The 19051-nt window shown below is 31.8% G+C and carries 12 protein-coding genes; 5 read left to right on the forward strand and 7 right to left on the reverse strand.

Translation table 11 applies throughout. The annotated features are described in order from the left end of the window. Positions 1 to 91: 91 nt before the first annotated feature. From cas2 to cas9, 3 genes are read right to left on the reverse strand one after another with little or no spacing between them, the layout of a single operon-like run. A complete protein-coding gene (gene cas2 / locus ACFPTQ_RS10605; protein WP_379777348.1) occupies positions 92 to 430 on the reverse strand; it encodes a CRISPR-associated endonuclease Cas2 in 339 nt (112 codons plus the stop codon). Continuing rightward, positions 427 to 1320 (reverse strand): type II CRISPR-associated endonuclease Cas1, encoded by an 894-nt coding sequence (cas1, locus tag ACFPTQ_RS10610; protein WP_379777350.1) that lies wholly within the window; start codon positions 1318 to 1320, stop codon positions 427 to 429. The genes cas2 and cas1 overlap by 4 nt, the downstream gene beginning before the upstream one ends. Next, entirely contained in the window at positions 1317 to 5699 is a 4383-nt protein-coding gene (cas9, locus tag ACFPTQ_RS10615) for a type II CRISPR RNA-guided endonuclease Cas9 (protein WP_379777352.1), read from the reverse strand. Before cas9 ends, cas1 begins: the two co-directional genes overlap by 4 nt. Before the next feature lie 1269 nt (positions 5700 to 6968). On the opposite strand from cas9, the gene mobC reads away from it, so the two are divergent. Beyond that, positions 6969 to 8957 (forward strand): conjugal transfer protein MobC, encoded by a 1989-nt coding sequence (gene mobC / locus ACFPTQ_RS10620; RefSeq protein ID WP_379777354.1) that lies wholly within the window; start codon positions 6969 to 6971, stop codon positions 8955 to 8957. 147 nt (positions 8958 to 9104) lie between these two features. Here the strand turns inward: mobC and ACFPTQ_RS10625 are convergent, their stop codons facing one another. Together ACFPTQ_RS10625 and ACFPTQ_RS10630 are read right to left on the reverse strand one after the other, a co-directional pair. After that, positions 9105 to 10268: a chromate transporter gene (locus ACFPTQ_RS10625; protein ID WP_379777356.1), complete on the reverse strand. Its 1164-nt coding sequence runs from the start codon at positions 10266 to 10268 to the stop codon at positions 9105 to 9107. Positions 10269 to 10372: 104 nt separating this feature from the next. Then, positions 10373 to 11221: a chromate resistance protein ChrB domain-containing protein gene (locus tag ACFPTQ_RS10630; RefSeq protein ID WP_379777358.1), complete on the reverse strand. Its 849-nt coding sequence runs from the start codon at positions 11219 to 11221 to the stop codon at positions 10373 to 10375. A gap of 583 nt (positions 11222 to 11804) precedes the next feature. On the opposite strand from ACFPTQ_RS10630, the gene ACFPTQ_RS10635 reads away from it, so the two are divergent. Genes ACFPTQ_RS10635 through ACFPTQ_RS10645 form a run of 3 tightly spaced genes read left to right on the forward strand, consistent with a single transcriptional unit; the run spans position 11805 to position 15225 of the window. Beyond that, positions 11805 to 13097, forward strand: coding sequence for an O-acetylhomoserine aminocarboxypropyltransferase/cysteine synthase family protein (locus ACFPTQ_RS10635; RefSeq protein ID WP_379777360.1), 1293 nt, complete (start codon positions 11805 to 11807; stop codon positions 13095 to 13097). A 45-nt stretch (positions 13098 to 13142) separates the two neighbouring features. Next, on the forward strand, positions 13143 to 14144 hold the full coding sequence (locus ACFPTQ_RS10640; RefSeq protein ID WP_379777362.1) for an alpha/beta fold hydrolase: 1002 nt from the start codon (positions 13143 to 13145) through the stop codon (positions 14142 to 14144). Continuing rightward, a complete protein-coding gene (locus ACFPTQ_RS10645) occupies positions 14131 to 15225 on the forward strand; it encodes an aspartate kinase (RefSeq protein WP_379777364.1) in 1095 nt (364 codons plus the stop codon). The genes ACFPTQ_RS10640 and ACFPTQ_RS10645 overlap by 14 nt, the downstream gene beginning before the upstream one ends. A gap of 499 nt (positions 15226 to 15724) precedes the next feature. On the opposite strand, the gene ACFPTQ_RS10650 is transcribed toward ACFPTQ_RS10645, so the two are convergent. Both ACFPTQ_RS10650 and ACFPTQ_RS10655 read right to left on the reverse strand, forming a co-directional pair. Next, positions 15725 to 16585, reverse strand: a complete 861-nt coding sequence (locus ACFPTQ_RS10650) for a sulfite exporter TauE/SafE family protein (RefSeq protein WP_379777366.1) — start codon at positions 16583 to 16585, stop codon at positions 15725 to 15727. A 398-nt stretch (positions 16586 to 16983) separates the two neighbouring features. Beyond that, a complete protein-coding gene (locus ACFPTQ_RS10655) occupies positions 16984 to 17646 on the reverse strand; it encodes a DUF2461 domain-containing protein (protein ID WP_379777368.1) in 663 nt (220 codons plus the stop codon). Positions 17647 to 18054: 408 nt separating this feature from the next. Between ACFPTQ_RS10655 and ACFPTQ_RS10660 the strand changes: the two genes are divergently transcribed. Then, a complete protein-coding gene (locus ACFPTQ_RS10660) occupies positions 18055 to 19050 on the forward strand; it encodes an IS110 family transposase (protein WP_379777370.1) in 996 nt (331 codons plus the stop codon). The last annotated feature ends 1 nt before the right edge of the window (position 19051 follow it).

Genomic DNA, 19051 nt, shown 5'->3' on the forward strand with positions numbered 1-19051 from the left:
TATTTAGTTATTCCTTAAAAAGAAGGGACAAATAAAAAACCGCCTCAAATTTAGTATTGAGACGGCTTCTTTTGTTTTTAGGAATAAAAAATCAGAATAATTCGAGTTGCTGTGAAGCAGGTTGAGGATTTTCTTTATTTCTAGCAAAAAAGATTTCAATATCTCCAAACTGCTTGTCGGTAATACACATTATAGCTACTTTTCCAGCTTTGGGCAGCATAGATTTAACCCTTTTAATATGAACTTCTGCATTTTCACGACTCGGACAATGCCTAACGTACATCGAAAACTGAAAAAGTGTAAAGCCATCATCAATAAGTCCTTTACGGAATTTATTGGCATCCCGCATATTCGTTTTCGTTTCTGTAGGAAGGTCATACAATACTAAAACCCACATAATTCGATAAGCATTAAACCTTTCGGCGTTCATAATAATTCAGGATAAGAAATCAATCTTTTTTCCCCGGTATAACATTTGTATAATGATGATACTGTCATTTTTACTGCAACCATCAACGGTCTTGTTTTATCGTCAATTCGTACATCTTTGGTAGCAATCTGCAAAATATATGCTTTAAACTCTCTGGTTAATTCCTCCTGATCTGGATTTATTGCCAGCCACTGCATGACTAACAAATCAACAAAGGGGCGATAAGGTTCCATCAAATCATCAGCCAGACAGTACGGATTGTATTTATTTTTATGAAAAATACCCAATACAGGCAATAATCCTGTTTCCACAATCGCTCGTGCTACGATACTTCTCAAAACCGCATAACCAAAATTGAAAAATGGATTGGGAGACTCCCCATAACGTTGCCTCAGGAAATCCAGACTGATGAGGTATTTCCAATAATGTTGTGCTGCAATACCTTCCATATTGGTCATGTCACCACTTTTTACATTTCTTAGGTATTCCAACATCGGTTCATAATAATTCCCTAACCGTAATAAAACCTCTTTCTGATTTTCAATCTTACACTCTACCGTTTGTTTCCAAAGTTGCTTTTTCAGTGGCTCACTTGCTTCCAATTGGTCTTTAACTCTACCCGAGTGTTCGGTATGACCATACAACGGTAACATCATCCCATGCGGAAGATGTTGCGCATCACAACTCACTACCACCACATTATTACCCATCATCTTTTGAATCAGATTATGCGAAATGGTAATCTGAAAGTGATCCAACATTAATAATCCCAAATCCTCTACAGGAACACTGCCTTTTTCGACCTTAGTTTCTGGACAAAGGATTTTCATCTGTTCATCTTTGAGTTTAAGATAAGCGGGATTGCCGATATAGATGGAGCGAGTAATCATATAGTAGATTTCCAATTAATTTTACCTTCTAATGAGATTTCAAAGTCTTCTCCTTCAAAAAGAAAATTCCACTTTTCCTTCCCCATTTTTAGAAGAGGAGTCTCTCCTTCAATCTCTATGGTAGATGGAATTGCTTTGTATTTATCTAACTTCCTTTTTATCTCATTAGTTTTTTCTAGACCTACGGTTTTAACAAGACGTGATAATCTAAAACTATTATTAATAGTATCAAATCTTAGTTTACGATTCAAAAAGTCTTCACGACGTTTTTTATTGTCTTGAATATTTATATCTTCAATAACATTCGGCAAACCATATTCTTTTTCATATTCTAATAATTTTTCATCTTTAATGAAGGCAATTGATTTCTTTACATCATCTTTAGATAACGCATTTAAATGATAATTAAGCCAAATACTACCATCCGAAAATTGACTTATCACGAATAACCTATTTTTCTGAAAATCAACATCTAACCTTCTTTCAAATTCACCATCTTCGTTTAACACAATTATTTTTTGCCCAATTTTGAGAAGTTGCTTACTGTCCCATTGGATAAACTCAGGATATTTTTCAGAAATAAATTTTTCGATGAAAAAATTTCTATATTTCTTAAATTCTTTGGCTATTTCAAAAGATGAAATTGGAATCAATTCTCTTTTAAGAGTGTCGTTATAAATTCGCTGTACTAAAATTGCATAAGGAACAGAACCAGCTTCTGAATAGAACTTATTTTTATAATCATATTTTGAGCGATAATTCAATCTTTCTTTCACTTCTCTACCGGTACTGGTTTTAATTCTTACGTGACGAATTACATTTCCCTGGAAATCTTTTATTTCAACATTCTTTTTTTGATTTAAAACCAATTGTCGTATGTTAGGATCAATTATGGATTCAATGAGTTTATCTGATTCTTTTACTTTAGAGATATTTTCTCTTTTAACAAAAATATACTCATCCTTGCCTTGTTTGTATTTCCAGTCACCATTTTCTCTTTGGGGTTGGTTATCAGCATATCTTTCAACATCCCGTATTTTTCCTAAATAGGTTTGTGCATACAATGAATTTCTAATCGAATCCCCTTTTTCCTTTTTAATAATTTTATCACCATTCTCGTTCAATACAAATTCACCATCTTTATTCTTTATATATTGAATTGTTCCTCTTTTTCGTACAGTTTTACTGGTCTGTTGAAGAATTTTATCTTTTTGATAATTAACAATCAACGTTGTAGATTCTATTTCATTTATCAATGATTGAACATTGAAATATGGAGGAATCATTTTTTTTCTTAACTCATCAATTTTACGTTTATCTTTATTTTCTACCGCTGAATAATATTCCTTTAAGACTTCTTCCCTATAACTACTGTTTGTGGGAATCATTGTAAGAACCGCAGCATCTATAGCGTGATGCGTATGTTTATTTCTACTTTTTATTTCATCCTGCTCTTGGAAACCAAATATTTTCCTAAAATCTGCCGTCACACTACCTTTTTGTACAGCCACTTTTTTGAAGTAAAGTTTTAGATATTCTCTAGCATATTTACTTACCATCTGAGTATCTACCAATTGTCTTCTCGCCCAACTGTCTTTTATTTCTTCGGCTTCAAAACGATTTAATTTATCGTTCCAATACTCAAAATGCAGTTTATAGTAATGCTTATCTTGGATTCTTTTATTTTTAATATTTTCATCTTCTGCTCCCTTTGCACGTCTTCTGCTTTCGTACTGATTTTTGTAATAATCCCTCAGTTTTCTCCAGCTATCAAGTCTTGGTGAAATACTAGTTCCGTTCGGAGTATCTTTAGAATAATTTTCACAATAAAAAGGTGTTTTTGCACCTTTAATATCTCGGTTGTATTTTGAGAAAGCAACAGTTTGGTTTGCCAATGTATTATCCGGTAAAATGCTTCTCGGAATGGTATGCTCGATGTCAATTTCGTTTGAGAATAATAGCGAAATAGAAATCATTTTTCCAGTGTACATACACTGACCTTTTTGCTCAGTCCATAGTTCATACCGTTTTACATCCTCTTTTTCTCTAAGGATATCTAATCTGTTTTTGTTCTGAATTTTATTTTTGCTTTCGTCTTCAGTCTCTTCGAAAATCTGCTCTGTCCAAAGTTCAAACAAAGGAATATTATCTTCGATGTTAATTGATTGGTTCTCTTCTTGGTTATACTGTTCTAAAAATTTTCGGATTTTCTCACGATTATCTCTTCTTTCTTTTTGATATCTTTCGATTGCAGCACGTTGATTATTATCATTCAGTTCTCTTGCGAGCTCTATTGTCACTTCAGTTTCTTGGTCAATATCTCCATTAATGATTAATTTATTCAATAGTTTTCTAACAATGCTCATTGATTTATTGAACATTGGATTTTTGATACTATCAATAAACGGTATTGGCAGAATCTCAGCTTCTGTATTTTTATACTTTGGAAGATATTTCTCTCCGGTTTTGAAGTTAACTTCTAAATTTTTATTATATAAATTTTCTCTGTTAGAATGATGATAAAGTTCTCCATTGAGTGTAATGTTTTTCTCTTCTAATAATGATTTAAAAATATCTGTAAGTGTTTCCGCTTTTCTGTAAGCTCTCTTTTGATCAAAGAAATATTCTTGATATTCTAAACCTACTTTTTGGATAATTTCATCTTTGTTTTGTATACTATCCCAAGTCTTATCTCCAAAATAATTAATACAGGCATTTTTTACATCTATAATATCATATTCTACAAGCAAATAAGAAAAGTCTTTATAAGCAACTGCTTGTTCTTCATTTCCATCAATCATTGCTCTTGTTTGCCCTTTGTGTTTATCAATCAAATTATTTGATATAGAAGTAATCGATGATTTCTCTTTATAAATTTTGTTACTTTCTTTTAAAACATCTAAAATTATTTCTTGGGAGGAATTCCAATCTGTACCCATTAATTCAGGAATCTTTGCTAGAACAACAGCTTCATTATATAAATATCCTTCTTTAAGAAATGGTATTATTTTACAAATTGCTTTTAAGCTAACATCAGAATAACCTTGCGAAAACTTTCTCTTTAGTTCTACCAATGGCGAGATAGAAATATCTAACCCCTTTCGTTTACGAATTACATCTTCAATTCCTAATTTTTCTATAGCAAATTTCCCTAAATGCTGTTCATCAAAATCGAAAACAATATGCCAAATATCATAAATAGAATATCCATTCTTAATTTTTGGAGCATTTCCAATATTATAATCCTCAATTTCCAACAGTGCATGTTGTACATCATCTTCAAGCAAAGAAATAAGGCCTTTACAAATCGGCATTCCAGCTATCGAAGTATCATACTTATTGTTTTTGGGATTAATTGGATAATTGTATTTTTTAATCGTTTTAGTTTCTTTATTTAAAAACTCTTTTATATCCTCAAATATAAAATTAGAATCTTTTTTTAAGAATAAGTTTGTAAAAAGTTTATCTTTTAATTCCTTGCTAATACTTTGTTTTTCATTATTCTCATCAAAATATTTTATTGTATTAATGAATTGTAAGGCTCTGAAAATTTCAAAAGCAGGATGTGAAATAGGACATCGAAGTTTTGAAGGTTCTAATGTACATTTTCCTATATTACCTTTTTGACTCTTTAATGGTCTTTGCCAAATAATTGCTTTCCAAAGATTCTGTACAAAAACATCAAAGTACTCACCTTTCTCATTTGTTGCGACAGAATATCCTTGCGACTTACAGATAAGTTCCAATTCATTTTTATATTCCTCTCTATATGGGTATTGATTTCTTGCACGCTCATCTTTATCTAAAAACTCCGTTAATAATGCTTCCGCAATTGTTCTATTTGTATCTAAAGCATTTTGAAATCCGCTTTCTCCTCTTCTCTGTATCTGCTTTTCAGTCTCTTGGTCTGTTTCGCCAATATCCTTATATCCTCTTCTCTGAACTAAGTGATATAAAGCTCTTCCAAACTCGTGCTTATTCAATGTTTCATCCAAAGCCTTAACTCTCAGCTCATATGGGTTTTTATATTTTTCTCCATTTTGATATGTAAAATCGCAGGCGAGCCATTTTAAAAATTGTTCATTTTCCGGAAACTTTTTTCTTTTACCTTTCTGATAATGACACCACTCATTTAATTCAATTTCATTTAGTGGAACAAAATCATTCAGAAGAACTTTTAGCAATTCCCATTTTCTATATTTTTTGGCTCTAATTAAATTTCTTTTAGATCGTGCTTCTCTACGATCTTTAGTAGGTGAAGTATATCCTCCAGATTGTCCTTTAGACATACCTGTTTCAAAAGTAACAACACCCTTTTTATTTTTATTGATAAACCATCCTAATGATGAACTTCCTATATCTAATCCAATTTTTGTCATAAGTTATTTGTTTATTAAAATATTTTTATACATTTGTAAGTGAAAGACAATTCACAACAAGGCTATAAGCCGTAGAAAAATCTTCTAGGTAACTGCTTCCGGTAGTTGCCATTTTTTTTACTTACCTAGATAAAAATAGGAAATTTATTATTATTCTACACAAAACAAGTTTATTTATTTTGAAATCAATTCAACATAAGAATTATTCTGTTGTGAAAACATTTTAATTCCCGTACTATCTTCAAGTCTTTTTTATACTTATAATCTTTAAAGAATAAAGTACAAAAACTTTTAAAATATTTAATTTCAATCTAAAAACTCTTAGAATTCAACGAAAGTTTTTTCAAATCTTGCCAAAGGAGATTTGAATGCTATAACGCCAAGGTCTCAAATTTATCATTAAAAACAATGCCACTAATGAAAGTTGAACCAATGTAACTTTACAAATATTATTCATAAACACACAAATTGTATACACAGATTATACAAACAGAGAATAACCTTTTAATATCTGATTAAACATTAGATATATCACACTATTAATAACAGCTACTTCGATTAGTAATTTCTAAATTTTGAAATAAAAGAGTGAGGAAAAAGAGTGAGGAATACTCAAAAAAAAGTCGAATCCCGAAGTATTTAAATATTTCAAAAATCCCCAAATTAAGATAAGCAAAGTGGATTATACAATTAATCCACTTTTCATAACCCTGAGGTCATGGGTACAATTACCGTCTTCATCACATTTAAAAATATAGTTTACATTAGTTTTACTCGCGTCTTATTAAATTTTGGTGATCAGGGTGGGATTGAACCATTTTTAAAAAATCATTAGCAATTATTTAACTTTCTCCAGTAGGTAATTATCTTAACAATATCACTGAAATTTGAAAATGATTAAAATCGTTAATAAATAACAGTTAATTTTTTTTTATTCTCTAATACCCTAATCAAAATATGCTTAGGATTGCTTATTTATTTAACCTATTTTACCTTAGTGTTGGACTTTAAAACCTCATAACCTCTCACTTACATCTTAGCAAGATGATGTCCAACAATCACACAATTAAAGTTTATTTCCAATAAGCTTGTTTTAAATCTAATATAAATTCGTCTGAAGTTCTAAATTCTAATACTGCTTTTGGAAAATTCACTGAACTGCTCACCCATTTAGAAAAGACTCTAAGCTAGATCACCAGTCAATAAAAAAGGCAAGCGTAAAAAGAAAAAAAGAACAGGACAATCTAATCATCTTTAAAAACAGAAATTATGGCACTGCAAACAGGAGAAAACGATCAGGCTTTGAGAAAAATAGTGGATATGACCAGATTAATAAGCATCATACTACTGGCTATTCATTTCTATTATTATTGCTATAGTGCTTTTAAAGAGTGGCAATGGGTAAACGAATTGGGAAATACTGTTTTGGGTACTATTCTCAAAACAGGATTGTTTACTTCTTTTCATAAAACCAAATTCTTTGTTTTAGGATTTTTAGTAATTTCTCTATTGGGTGCTAAAGGAAAAAAGAATGAAAAACTCCATTATAAAACGGCTCTTACTAGTATCTTAGTAGGCTTAACGCTCTTCTTTGGTAGTGCATTGTTTTTTTATCTGAATTTGGGTTTTATTACAGTCCCTATTATCTATATAGTTACGACTTCATTAGGATACTTGATCATGCTCTCTGGAGGGATTTTACTGTCCCGAATTCTTAAGAACAAACTGAATCCTCATGATATTTTCAATAAAGAAAATGAAACCTTCCCACAGGAGGAACGACTATTGGAAAATGAATATTCAATAAATCTGCCCGCCAGATATTATTTAAAAAATAAGCTGCGTTCAAGCTGGATTAATATTATCAATCCTTTTCGGGCTTTGATGGTTTTAGGGACACCTGGTTCCGGAAAATCCTACTTTGTTATTCGACACGTCATCAATCAACATATCCGAAAAGGATTTTCCATGTTTATCTATGATTTTAAATTTGATGATCTTTCCAAAATAGCTTATAATTGCTGGTTAGAAAATAAAAACAACTACAGCATTGCTCCTAAGTTCTACATGATCAACTTTGATGATTTGAGTCGTACCCATCGTTGTAATCCTCTTGAACCTTCTGCTATGACCGATATCACCGATGCGGCCGAATCAGCCCGTACTATTTTGTTAGGGCTCAATCGGGAATGGATTAAAAAACAAGGGGACTTTTTCATCGAATCTCCTATCAACTTTCTCACAGCTATAATATGGTATTTACGTAAATACCAAGATGGAAAATTCTGTACGCTTCCCCATGTCATCGAACTCATGCAAACCGACTACGACAATCTCTTCACCCTCCTTAGAACAGAGAAGGAAATTGAAGTATTAATAAACCCTTTTGTGAATGCCTACCTCAACGATGTCATGGAGCAATTAGAGGGACAGATTGCCTCTGCTAAAATAGCTATGGCAAGACTGTCTTCTCCCCAACTCTACTATGTTTTATCTGGTAATGATTTTAATCTGGATATTAATAATCCTGAAGAACCCAAAATTGTCTGTATGGGTAACAATCCTCAAAAAATACAAATTTATGGCGCTGTATTATCATTATATGTAAGCCGACTAATCAAGCAGGTCAACCAAAAAGGAAAACTAAAAAGTAGCCTGATATTCGATGAATTTCCCACTATATATTTGAATAATATGGATAGTCTGATTGCCACAGCCAGAAGTAATAAAGTAGCAACTTGCTTAGGTATTCAAGATTTCAGTCAGCTTCGTAAAGATTATGGTCGGGAACAGGCCGATGTAATTATGAATATTGTTGGGAATATTATCAGCGGACAAGTAACGGGCGATACCGCTAAACAATTATCAGAACGATTTGGTAAAATTATGCAAGACAGAGAAAGCGTTTCTATAAATAGCGGGGACACTTCTATCAGCCGTTCAAAACAATTAGAATCGGCCGTCCCTCCTTCCAAGATTTCTTCTTTAAGCTCGGGTGAATTCGTGGGTATGGTTGCCGATGATCCCGACTGTAAAATAGAATTAAAAACCTTCCACTCTGAATTACTAAACGATCATGAAGCCTTGAAAAAAGAACAGGAAAATTACAAAGAAATCGAAGTTATCAGAAAGTTGGATAATGCTATCGTACAACGTAATTACCTTCAGGTGAAACAAGATATTCAAGACATCATCCTTTCGGAAATGGAACGACTACTGAATGATCCTGGATTGGCTTATTTGGTGTTAAAAAAATAAAAACTTCGATAAAAAATTACGTAAAGAGAAAACACTTTTTGAAGCTATATTAACACCTATTTAGGTATATAAAAATAAACTTCTTAAAAGGTTTTAGCATGAATACATACTAATTCAAATGTAAAAATCTAAAGTCTAAAACAACTATTACATAAGTTTAATTATTAACCCTAAAAAAGCAGCGATTGCAATGATATATGGCTCCTGAAGTTTTTTATAATAAAGTAAAGCAACTATACTTAAAACAGCAATAGCAATTGTTGGAATGTCTATAATACTTCTCTTGGCAATGACAATTACTGACCCTACTAAAGCCCCTACAACAGCCGCTGTAATTCCTTCAACAAAAGCTTTTACCGATTCTTTTTTTGCAATTTTTTTGAAAGAAGGCGCCATCGCAATAGTAAAGAGGTAACAAGGTAAAAATGTTGCTAGTGCTGCAACCAAAGCACCTATAAATCCTGCTACCAAATACCCAATAAATCCCACTGTTATAACTACCGGTCCAGGGGTTATCATTGCTACTGCAACCGAATCGAGAAATTGTTGTTCGGTTAACCACTTATTTTCCATTACTACACCGGAATGTAAAAAAGGAACAATTGCCAATCCACTTCCGAATACAAAAGCTCCCGCCTTAGCAAAAAAAAGTGCAATTTTAATCAGTGTTGAACTATCATAAGTCCAAAAAGCTACAGGAATTAATAAAATTGAATTTGTAGTCTTTAGGTTCCACCATTTTGGGCAAGCTTTTATAAACATATATAATAGCCCAGCAACTATAAATAACAGTATTTGCTCCTGTTCTGTAATGTAAGTTATAACAGTAGCCAAAATAAAGAACAACCACAACATCCAATTGGTTTGTAAAGATTCTAAGTTGAATTTTCCAACGGATTTTAAAGTCAGTTTATATGAACTTAAGGCTATAATTCCAACAACAGCAGCTCCAACACCATAAAAAACAGCTTGTATCCACAATAAACCACCAAATGATTTATAAACTATTCCTAATAATACTACCATTATAAATGATGGCAATACGAAAGCAATCCCAACTAATGTTGCACCAAAAATTCTGTAATGTACAAAGCCCAAGTAGATTCCTAGTTGAGCCGCTAATGGTCCTGGAGCTAATTGAGCTAATGCCAATCCCTGCTTATACTCTTCTTCAGAAATCCATTTTCGATTTTCTACTAAATCTTTATACATATATCCGACCAATGCAACTGGACCACCAAATCCAATGGTTCCCAATTTTAAAAAATATAGGGTTATTTCTTTTAAAGAATATTTTTGAGTTTCATTCATAATTCCGAATATTTTAAAGACAACTAGCTTACTATATTTGTTCTTGCAAAACTAGAATTATCAAATTACTACAAATAGAATCCTTTTTACTTTTTGTACACCAATTACTTTTTTGTATTCTTTTTACGATAAGAAGAGGGATTTTTACCTGTATGCATCTTAAAAATTCGGGTAAAATGGCTTTGATCTGAAAAGCCAGTCATATATGCTATTTCAGTAAGTTTATATGTGCTGTTTTCAATGAGATGTATTGCTTTTTCGATTCTCAATTTTCTCACATAGTCACCAAAATTTAAATCTTCAAAATATTTAGAAAATTCACGGGATAAATAAGATGGATTTAGTTCTAAATCATTTGAGAATTGTTTTAAATCAAATGTAAACTGAGTATCAATCTGATCTTGTATCATTTCTTTTAAGTCCTTAACCCAAGTGGGTGTTTTTTTGCTTTTAGATTTATCTTCATGCAACAATTTATTATATACGTGATGTAATAAATTTTCAAAAGGACTATTTTGCAAGTGTTTTTGTTTATATAAATGTGTTGCCCAACTATACAAGGCATCATAAAGTAGCATTCCTGTTTCCAACAATTTGGAATCATCGGTAATATTATAAGATAAACCAGCAGAAATTGCCCAAAGACCAGCCGATTCTTTGGCCAAATCATGTCGGTCTGTATCGGCGCCACGAACAATTTCGGCCAAAATTAAAACGGACTTATCTTCAATTTTATGTTTTTTAATAATATAATCAAAAGTAGTTTTATCATTATAATGGGTATACTCAGTATCAGGAACATCAAATGGAATAGCACCTAATTCTTCTGCTTTAACCAAAACCTCGGCAAATGGTACATAAATAAATTCGGCTTCAGAATCAACATATTTTTTAATTAACCAAGGACATGCTATCCGATCAATTTTAGGTCTTTCTCTGGTAATCCATTTCATTAAAATATATCTAAGAATTTAATTCTGCTTTCCTACAAATCTAGACATTTTTGTAAATAAAAAAAATCTCAAACAAAAATATTGAAAGTTTGAAGTTTGTTAATGATTTCCAATCTCACCAACTCAGCTGCGATTCAAAGTCGGATTTAAATTCCTTTTCCCTACTTAGACATTATAGAATATCCGCATGTATATTTCAAAATAATTGACTACCAATACATCTAAGCCATTACACTTTTAAATTCTGTAAATCACCAATTCTAATAAATTGTAAATAGCCACCCTACTTTCTTTGACTTACATTTTAACAGAAATACATTACAAAATATCTTATATTCTACTTATTTTATAGAATTAATATATTTTATTTGCTTAACTCAAATTTTGTTCGCACATTTGTCACAACAAAAACCAAATTCTCCTTTTGAATGAAAAAATTTATGCAAAATATATGTTTGAAAACATCGAATCCCTCGACAGAGTAACTATACTAATTTATATAAATTAAAGAGCCTCTGTATTTCACAGGGGCTTTTTTATTAGCCTAATGATACATAATAATCCCTTTAAATAATACAAAAACATGAGCACACAAAAATTTGAAACAAAAGCATTACATGCAGCACACGATGTAACAACAAACAAAGGGACTAGGGCTGTTCCTATTTATCAAAGCAGTTCTTATGTTTTTAACAGCTCCGAACATGCAGCCAATTTATTCAAACTTGCTGAAACTGGTTTTATATATACCCGTTTGAACAATCCGACTAACGATATATTAGAACAAAGACTTGCTCAATTAGAAGGCGGTATTGGTGCTGTAGTTACAGCCTCTGGGGCTTCGGCTATAGCTACTACTTTCTTGGTATTACTTAAAGCCGGAGATCACATTGTAGCATCCAATAGTTTATATGGTGGAACCTACAACTTATTAAAAGTGACTTTACCCAGATTAGGAATCACTACCACATTTGTCGATCCTACTGAACCATCAAACTTTAATAATGCAGTTCAGGAAAACACCAGAGCTTTTTTTGTAGAATCATTAGGTAATCCAAAACTAGATGTTTTAAACCTTAAAGCTATTTCTGAGGAAGCTAAAATAGCAAAAGTGCCTTTTATAGTTGACAATACAGTCGCGACTCCATATTTATTAAATCCTATAGAACACGGAGCAGATATTGTAATCCACTCGTTAACCAAATATATTTCAGGAAATGGAACATCACTTGGAGGAGTAATAATCGATGGCGGGAAATTTGACTGGAGCAACGGAAAATTCCCCGAATTTACAAGCCCATCTCCTGCATATCATGGACTAATATATCATGAAGTTTTAGGTAACGCTGCTTTTATAGCAAAAATTAGAATCGAAGGATTACGAGATATAGGTGCTTCTTTAAGTCCTTTTAATGCTTTTCAAATCATACAGGGTTTAGAAACCTTAGCTATTCGCATACAAAGACACAGTCAAAACGCACTGGCTTTAGCTCAATGGCTGGAATTTCAGGAAGAAGTAGCCTGGGTTAATTACCCTGGTTTAAAAATAAGCAAACACTATTTATTAGCTCAAAAATATTTACCAAAAGGTCAAAGCGGAGTGCTTACATTTGGACTTAAAGGAGGTTATGAAACTGCAAAAAAAGTAGCTGAATCCACCCAATTGTTTTCACTTTTAGCCAACATAGGAGACACCAAATCTCTTATCATACATCCAGCGAGTACTACTCACCAGCAATTATCAGAAGAAGAACAATTGGCTACAGGAGTAACCGATGATTTAATTCGATTATCCGTAGGTTTAGAAGACATCGAGGATCTAAAAGCCGATTTAAAAGCCGTTTTTGAAACTCTTAATATTCTTCAAGAAGCATAATCTATTTTGCACTAAATCTGTTTAAAAACACATTAAAAATATAACATGGGAAATATCAAAAGAATAGCAATCTTCGATTTTAATCTAGAAAATGGTAAACAAAAACCAAAATTAAACCTATATTATGAAACATTTGGTTTACCACTTGGAACTGCACCGGTAATCGTCATCAACCACTCACTAACCAGTAATTCTACTGTTGTAGGTAAAAACGGCTGGTGGAATGAAATTGCAGGAGAAAACAAAGCTATAGATACCCAATTATTTACGGTAATTGCATTTAACATTCCTGGCAATGGATATGCTAATCCCGAATCCAATTTAATTGAAGACTATCTTGACTTTAGTATTCGAGATATTGCACGAATATTCTGGGAAGGCTTACATTTTCTAGACGTTACCGATATTTACAGCTTAATAGGCGTTAGTTTAGGTGGAGCTGTAGCTTGGGAAATGGCTGCATTACAACCTGACAAAATTGAACATCTCATACCTATAGCTACTGATTGGAAAGCAACCGACTGGGTAATTGCTAATGTTTTAATTCAGGATCAAATACTAAACAATTCAAAAAATCCAATTGTTGATGCAAGAATGCACGCCACACTATTGTACCACAGCCCTGAATACATCAGTCAATTGTATAAAGGTGAAAAATCAGATGAAGCTTTCACATTTAAAATTGAGGAATGGCTCAGCGACAAAGGCAGCCAGCTAAAAAACAGATACCAATTAACTGCCTATAAGTTTATGAATCATTTGCTCAAAACAAATGATGTTACTCGCAACCGAAATGATATCACAGCCCTAGCCCTAAATATTGAATCTAATATTCATTTGGTTACAATTGACTCGGATTATTTATTTACTACGGAAGAATGCTTTAAAACATTTCAAAAAATCAGAAGCGTTAAGCAAAATGTTTATTACAACCTGATTGAATCAAACTATGGACATGATGCTTTTTTAATTGATTTTGAACAATTAGCCAACATTTTAAGCCTCATATTAAGTAATCAAAAAAAAGAAAATTATGCCTACTCATAGAATAAATATAGTATTATTTGGTGTTAGAAATATCGGAAGTGCACTCATTCGTGAAGTGATAAAAAATCAGCAATTCCTATTAGAACAGCAAAATATAGATCTTCGTTTTCCTATAATTGCCAATTCCAGTTTGGCTTTCATTGAAAAAGAAAATCAAAAAAACAACTGGGAAACCGACATCAACCAATTGAGTATTCCTTATACTATCGAATACATCATCGAGCGTACCCAGGAGCTAGAACTTGAAAACCTAATCGCCATTGATGCAACGAGTGGCGCTGAATTTGCCAAATCTTATATTCCACTCATTCAGAACAATTTCGATATCATTTCTGTGAATAATATTGCTAATACTTTGCATCATGATTTTTATACTGAAATACGTAGAAATGTAAAAAAATACCAAGTCGAATTTGAGTATGAATCCAATATAAGTCCTGGATTGAGGGTTATTGAAAAAATTAAAAAAATACAGGCATCAGAAGACACTGTGACCAAAATCCGAGCTCTTGCATCTAGTTCAATAAGCTATATTTTTAGCAGATATGGGAATGAAGCCATTCCTTTTTCAAGAATACTACAGGATGCCGAAAAATTGGGCTACACTCAACATGATTCCAGAGAGGATTTATCAGGGATTGAGATTGCCAGAAAACTATTGATTATCGCAAGAGAACTTGATCAAAAAATAGAACTAAGAAACATCCAGATTCAGTCATTACTACCCGAGACAATTAATAAAACAAATTCCAAATTAGTTTACAATTCCCAAAAAAAATTACTTGACAGAAATATTAAGCTTATCAAACAAAAGCAAAAAAAAAAACACGTATTACGTTACATTGGAGAGATAGATTTAGTACAGCAAACTTTTGAAGTTAAATTAGTTTCGGAACCTATTGATTCAAATTTTGGAAAACTAAATGCAGGTGAACATCTAATTGAACTTTACACCTTGAATAACGGCACTACCCCTATTACAATTCAAGGAGCTCCTTTTGGAAAACAAAATACGGTAAAAAGTATCCTTAACGATATTTTAAAAATTGCCGAAAGAAAAAAAACTATAGTATATGACTAGATTTTAATACTTGATTTTTAACTATCAATTTCCAATAATCCTTTTATTCTTACCTATGAATAAAAGGATTATTTATTTCATCTGTAAAATCAATCTGTGCAGCTTAAGACATCAATAAGCTATTACTAATTGTACAAACAATATCATCACGGATTGCGAAATGTAATACCAAAATAAAACCTTCAGCCCAAAAGTTCTTGCCGGAAACACCATCGAATACAGCAAAAAAAAATTAAAAAAATAATTAGTATTAAGTGGTAGGAATAAAAAACCTAAAAAAAAGAATACTTGATTATCTTATCACAAAGCAAATTGCCCAATCCTAAGATGCAATGCTTAAGATTGGGCAATTTTTATTCAGCTACTTGATAAATGAAATTTAATATAAAAACACAATACTCTAAAAATAGAACTTAATCAATTTTAGACGAATTAAATCTCTTCAATTTAAAAAAATCCATTTTATTTACAAAAGTTATTTGACTGTAGTCAAATTCCATTATAGAATAATTTTTGAAAGTGTATAAAATGAAGTCAATATAATTAAGACTCCCACGGTTATCATCATCGTTTTTACAGCTAACTTTTTTGCAATGTAAGCTCCAAAAGGTGCTGCTAATGTCCCTCCAAGTATCAGCCCTAAGATAATTTGCCAACTTTGGATACCGGTAAAAAAGATCAGAATACCAGCACTGAAATAAGTTATAAAAAATTCGGCAGTGTTTACTGTTCCTATTACCGTGCTAGGTGTATGTCCTTCTTTTATTAAATTAGAAGTCACAATTGGCCCCCAACCTCCGCCTCCAATGGCGTCTAAAAAACCTCCAAAAAGCGCATAAACAGGTGCTTTCTTCAAATCATTTTTTTTGCCAGTATTTTTCTTAAACGCTTTAGAAATAATAATTCCTCCCAGAACTACTAAATAAAGATTAACATAGGGTTTAATATAATCACCATCGATAACGGAACCTAATAAATAAGCTCCAACTGAAGCGCTCAAAACTCCGGGAACTATTAATTTTATAAACAATGCTTTGTTAAAGTTACCAAACTTAATATGGGAAAGTCCTGATACACCAGTAGTAAAAACTTCTGCCGTATGTACGGCTGCAGAAGCTAATCTGGGAGAAAGTCCAAAACCTAGTAATACCGAATTAGAGGTAACACCATAAGCCATCCCTAAAGCACCATCAACTATTTGAGCCAAGAATCCCGCTAGTAAGAACCAGAAGAAAGTTTGATTAAATGTTAAATCTTCTGCTGAAGCGTTGGGTAAATACTTGATAACTACTACTGCTATTAACAACAGTTTTAATGCTACAATTACTACTGAAATATGTTTCAATTTGATTTTTTCCATTTTTTATTCTATCAGTTTTTTGTTATTAAAAAGTCTCTAATCAGATGTACAATACTGATTACATTATATTTTGATGCAAACCTACAAAATAATTTTACAAACTCTATAGAATTAGTAGAATTATTTTAAACAAAAAAAGCAAGTCGCCAAAAAACACCAACTTAAAAACTATTTTTTAGTACAATACGTTTTAAAAAGGTTCAACATCTTGATTTTTGGTAAAGGAGGTTTCAAAATTTTTTTTCTGTCTATGAAAGCTAGAAACTCCTGTAGTGCTAACTTAATTTTAGGAGTACTATCATACATAACCGCACTATCTGTTGAACGAGGTTTTTGAGGCTTTTCGTAGGTATCCGTACTATTGGGAGACTGTTACATAGCCTTACTATCTATTGCATTTAGAATAAAGATTCGCCATTTAAATCTGTAGTAAGTAATTCACTCATATAATCGAAAAAAGGTCTCATTGCTAAAAATGTTGCCATCACTTCTTTCTGAAAATCATCTGATAAAACTTCCTGGTCTGTAAATTTTCTCTTCACTACAAATTGTTTTTTCTTAATCAGATTAATAGCAGGATGATTTTTATCGAAACCTTTCGGAGCCGTTTTTACTCCATCTTCTCCTTCAAGCTCCCCGAAATATTTTACGAAAGTATTGTCGGAAGTAATCTTTTCGATTTCTGTTGTATCCCTTTCGAATTCTTTACGGATACGAAGTAAATCTGCACTATTTGGAGCCCAAAATCCTCCACCCACAAAACTATTATTTTGTTCTAAATGAATATAATAACCACCTCTTAACATTGGCTTTGTACGGGAATATCCAGCTCCAAAATTAGTTTTATAAGGAGATTTATCTTTAGAAAAACGAACATCTTTGTAAATTCTAAAAATATGGATGCCTTGTAAACTATCCTGTTTTTGAAGTTCGGAATAAATCTGTTCGAAAAAAATTTTATTTTCTTTCACAATCAAATCGTATTCTGGTTTGTGATTAGTAAACCATTCCCGATTGTTATTTTCTTTTATCTGTTTAAGAAATTCAAATCCTCTTTTCATAATACTATACAGGTCAAAAGTCCGAATATTTTTCTCATTTGTTTCAAGTGTTAATTGTCTTTTCGAATTGTAGCTTCTTGAAATTTTATTACTTAATCTCGTTTGTGGTTACGGTTTACTTCGTCAGTTTGCTATCGCTCATGTACAAAACCAGGCTATCCGTTGAACGAGATATTTACTGAATATCCGAGCGATCCTTTAGATTTGTTCTTTGAAAAATTCGTAAATTTTAATAAAAATAACCAACCCAACAAAGTGAACCTTCGCGCGAGCAAAGTTAATGGCTTATCCCCCGATTAGGACTTTGTTGGGTTTTACTGAAAAGCTTCAGAGTAGTAATTAAGGTTTTTAGACCTTTTATCAAGGTTTTGAATTATTTCAGTAATTGGTTACTCTAAATTTATTGCTATGAACAAATTTAATCATTTCATTGGAATTGACATTTCAAAAGAGTATTTCGATGCATTTTTATTATCTGAAAATGGTAATCAAAAACACAATCAATTTATTAATTCAACCAAGGGCATTAAGGATTTTCTCAAATGGATTAAAAAAGAAAATACCTTAGTAACAAACACTTTGATCTGTATGGAACATACTGGTATGTATGGTAAACTTTTATCAAGTGTTCTTATAGCTAATGATTGTGATTTATGGATTGAAATGTCCTTTAAAATTATTAGAAGTATTGGTATTCAACGCGGAAAAAATGACAAAATTGATTCTGAAAGAATAGCATATTATGCTTTTAAAAATCAGGAGCAATTCAAACTTTTTAAAGCACCAAAAAAGTCTTTAGAAAAAATAAGAACAATGCTTTCGTTACGTGAAAAGATGGTTGTTTTTAAAGCTTCTTTGATTAGAAACGTGAATGAATTAAAATCTTTTGATAAAGAAATATATACTCTAACACAAAAATATCAAAAACAAACCATTAAAGGAATTAATCATGACATCCGTAAAATAGAAAAAGAATTGCAAGTATTTATTTCAAAAGATGATGAATTAGATTCATTGTTCAACAATATCACTTCTGTTCCAGGGGTAGGTAAAATTACTGCTCTTTCTTTAATTTGTTTTACCAATGAGTTTACCGCATTTGAAAAACCTAGAGAATTAGCTTGTTATTGTGGTGTTGTGCCTTTTGAATATACATCTGGAAAAAGTGTAAGAGCAAAACCTAAAGTCCATTATATGGCTAATAAAAAGCTTAAAAAGCAACTGCACATGTGTGCTTTATCAAGTATAATGCACAATCCGGAAATGAAAACTTATTTTAATAGAAAAGTTGAAGAAGGAAAAAATAAAATGCTTGTTTTAAACAACGTAAGAAATAAACTAATACATATTATATGTGCTTGTGTTAGAGAAAACAGACCTTATCAAATTAAGAAAGCAGTATAGT

This window comes from Flavobacterium sp. GCM10022190, from assembly GCF_042656445.1.
GTDB classification, from domain to species: Bacteria; Bacteroidota; Bacteroidia; order Flavobacteriales; family Flavobacteriaceae; genus Flavobacterium; species Flavobacterium nitratireducens.

Bases quoted from the DNA above. Each gene is read 5' to 3' on its own strand.
- cas2 (WP_379777348.1), bottom strand. From the start codon at position 430: ATGAACGCCGAAAGGTTTAATGCTTATCGAATTATGTGGGTTTTAGTA.
- cas1 (WP_379777350.1), bottom strand. From the start codon at position 1,320: ATGATTACTCGCTCCATCTATATCGGCAATCCCGCTTATCTTAAACTC.
- cas9 (WP_379777352.1), bottom strand. From the start codon at position 5,699: ATGACAAAAATTGGATTAGATATAGGAAGTTCATCATTAGGATGGTTT.
- mobC (WP_379777354.1), top strand. From the start codon at position 6,969: ATGGCACTGCAAACAGGAGAAAACGATCAGGCTTTGAGAAAAATAGTG.
- ACFPTQ_RS10625 (WP_379777356.1), bottom strand. From the start codon at position 10,268: ATGAATGAAACTCAAAAATATTCTTTAAAAGAAATAACCCTATATTTT.
- ACFPTQ_RS10630 (WP_379777358.1), bottom strand. From the start codon at position 11,221: ATGAAATGGATTACCAGAGAAAGACCTAAAATTGATCGGATAGCATGT.
- ACFPTQ_RS10635 (WP_379777360.1), top strand. From the start codon at position 11,805: ATGAGCACACAAAAATTTGAAACAAAAGCATTACATGCAGCACACGAT.
- ACFPTQ_RS10640 (WP_379777362.1), top strand. From the start codon at position 13,143: ATGGGAAATATCAAAAGAATAGCAATCTTCGATTTTAATCTAGAAAAT.
- ACFPTQ_RS10645 (WP_379777364.1), top strand. From the start codon at position 14,131: ATGCCTACTCATAGAATAAATATAGTATTATTTGGTGTTAGAAATATC.
- ACFPTQ_RS10650 (WP_379777366.1), bottom strand. From the start codon at position 16,585: ATGGAAAAAATCAAATTGAAACATATTTCAGTAGTAATTGTAGCATTA.
- ACFPTQ_RS10655 (WP_379777368.1), bottom strand. From the start codon at position 17,646: ATGAAAAGAGGATTTGAATTTCTTAAACAGATAAAAGAAAATAACAAT.
- ACFPTQ_RS10660 (WP_379777370.1), top strand. From the start codon at position 18,055: ATGAACAAATTTAATCATTTCATTGGAATTGACATTTCAAAAGAGTAT.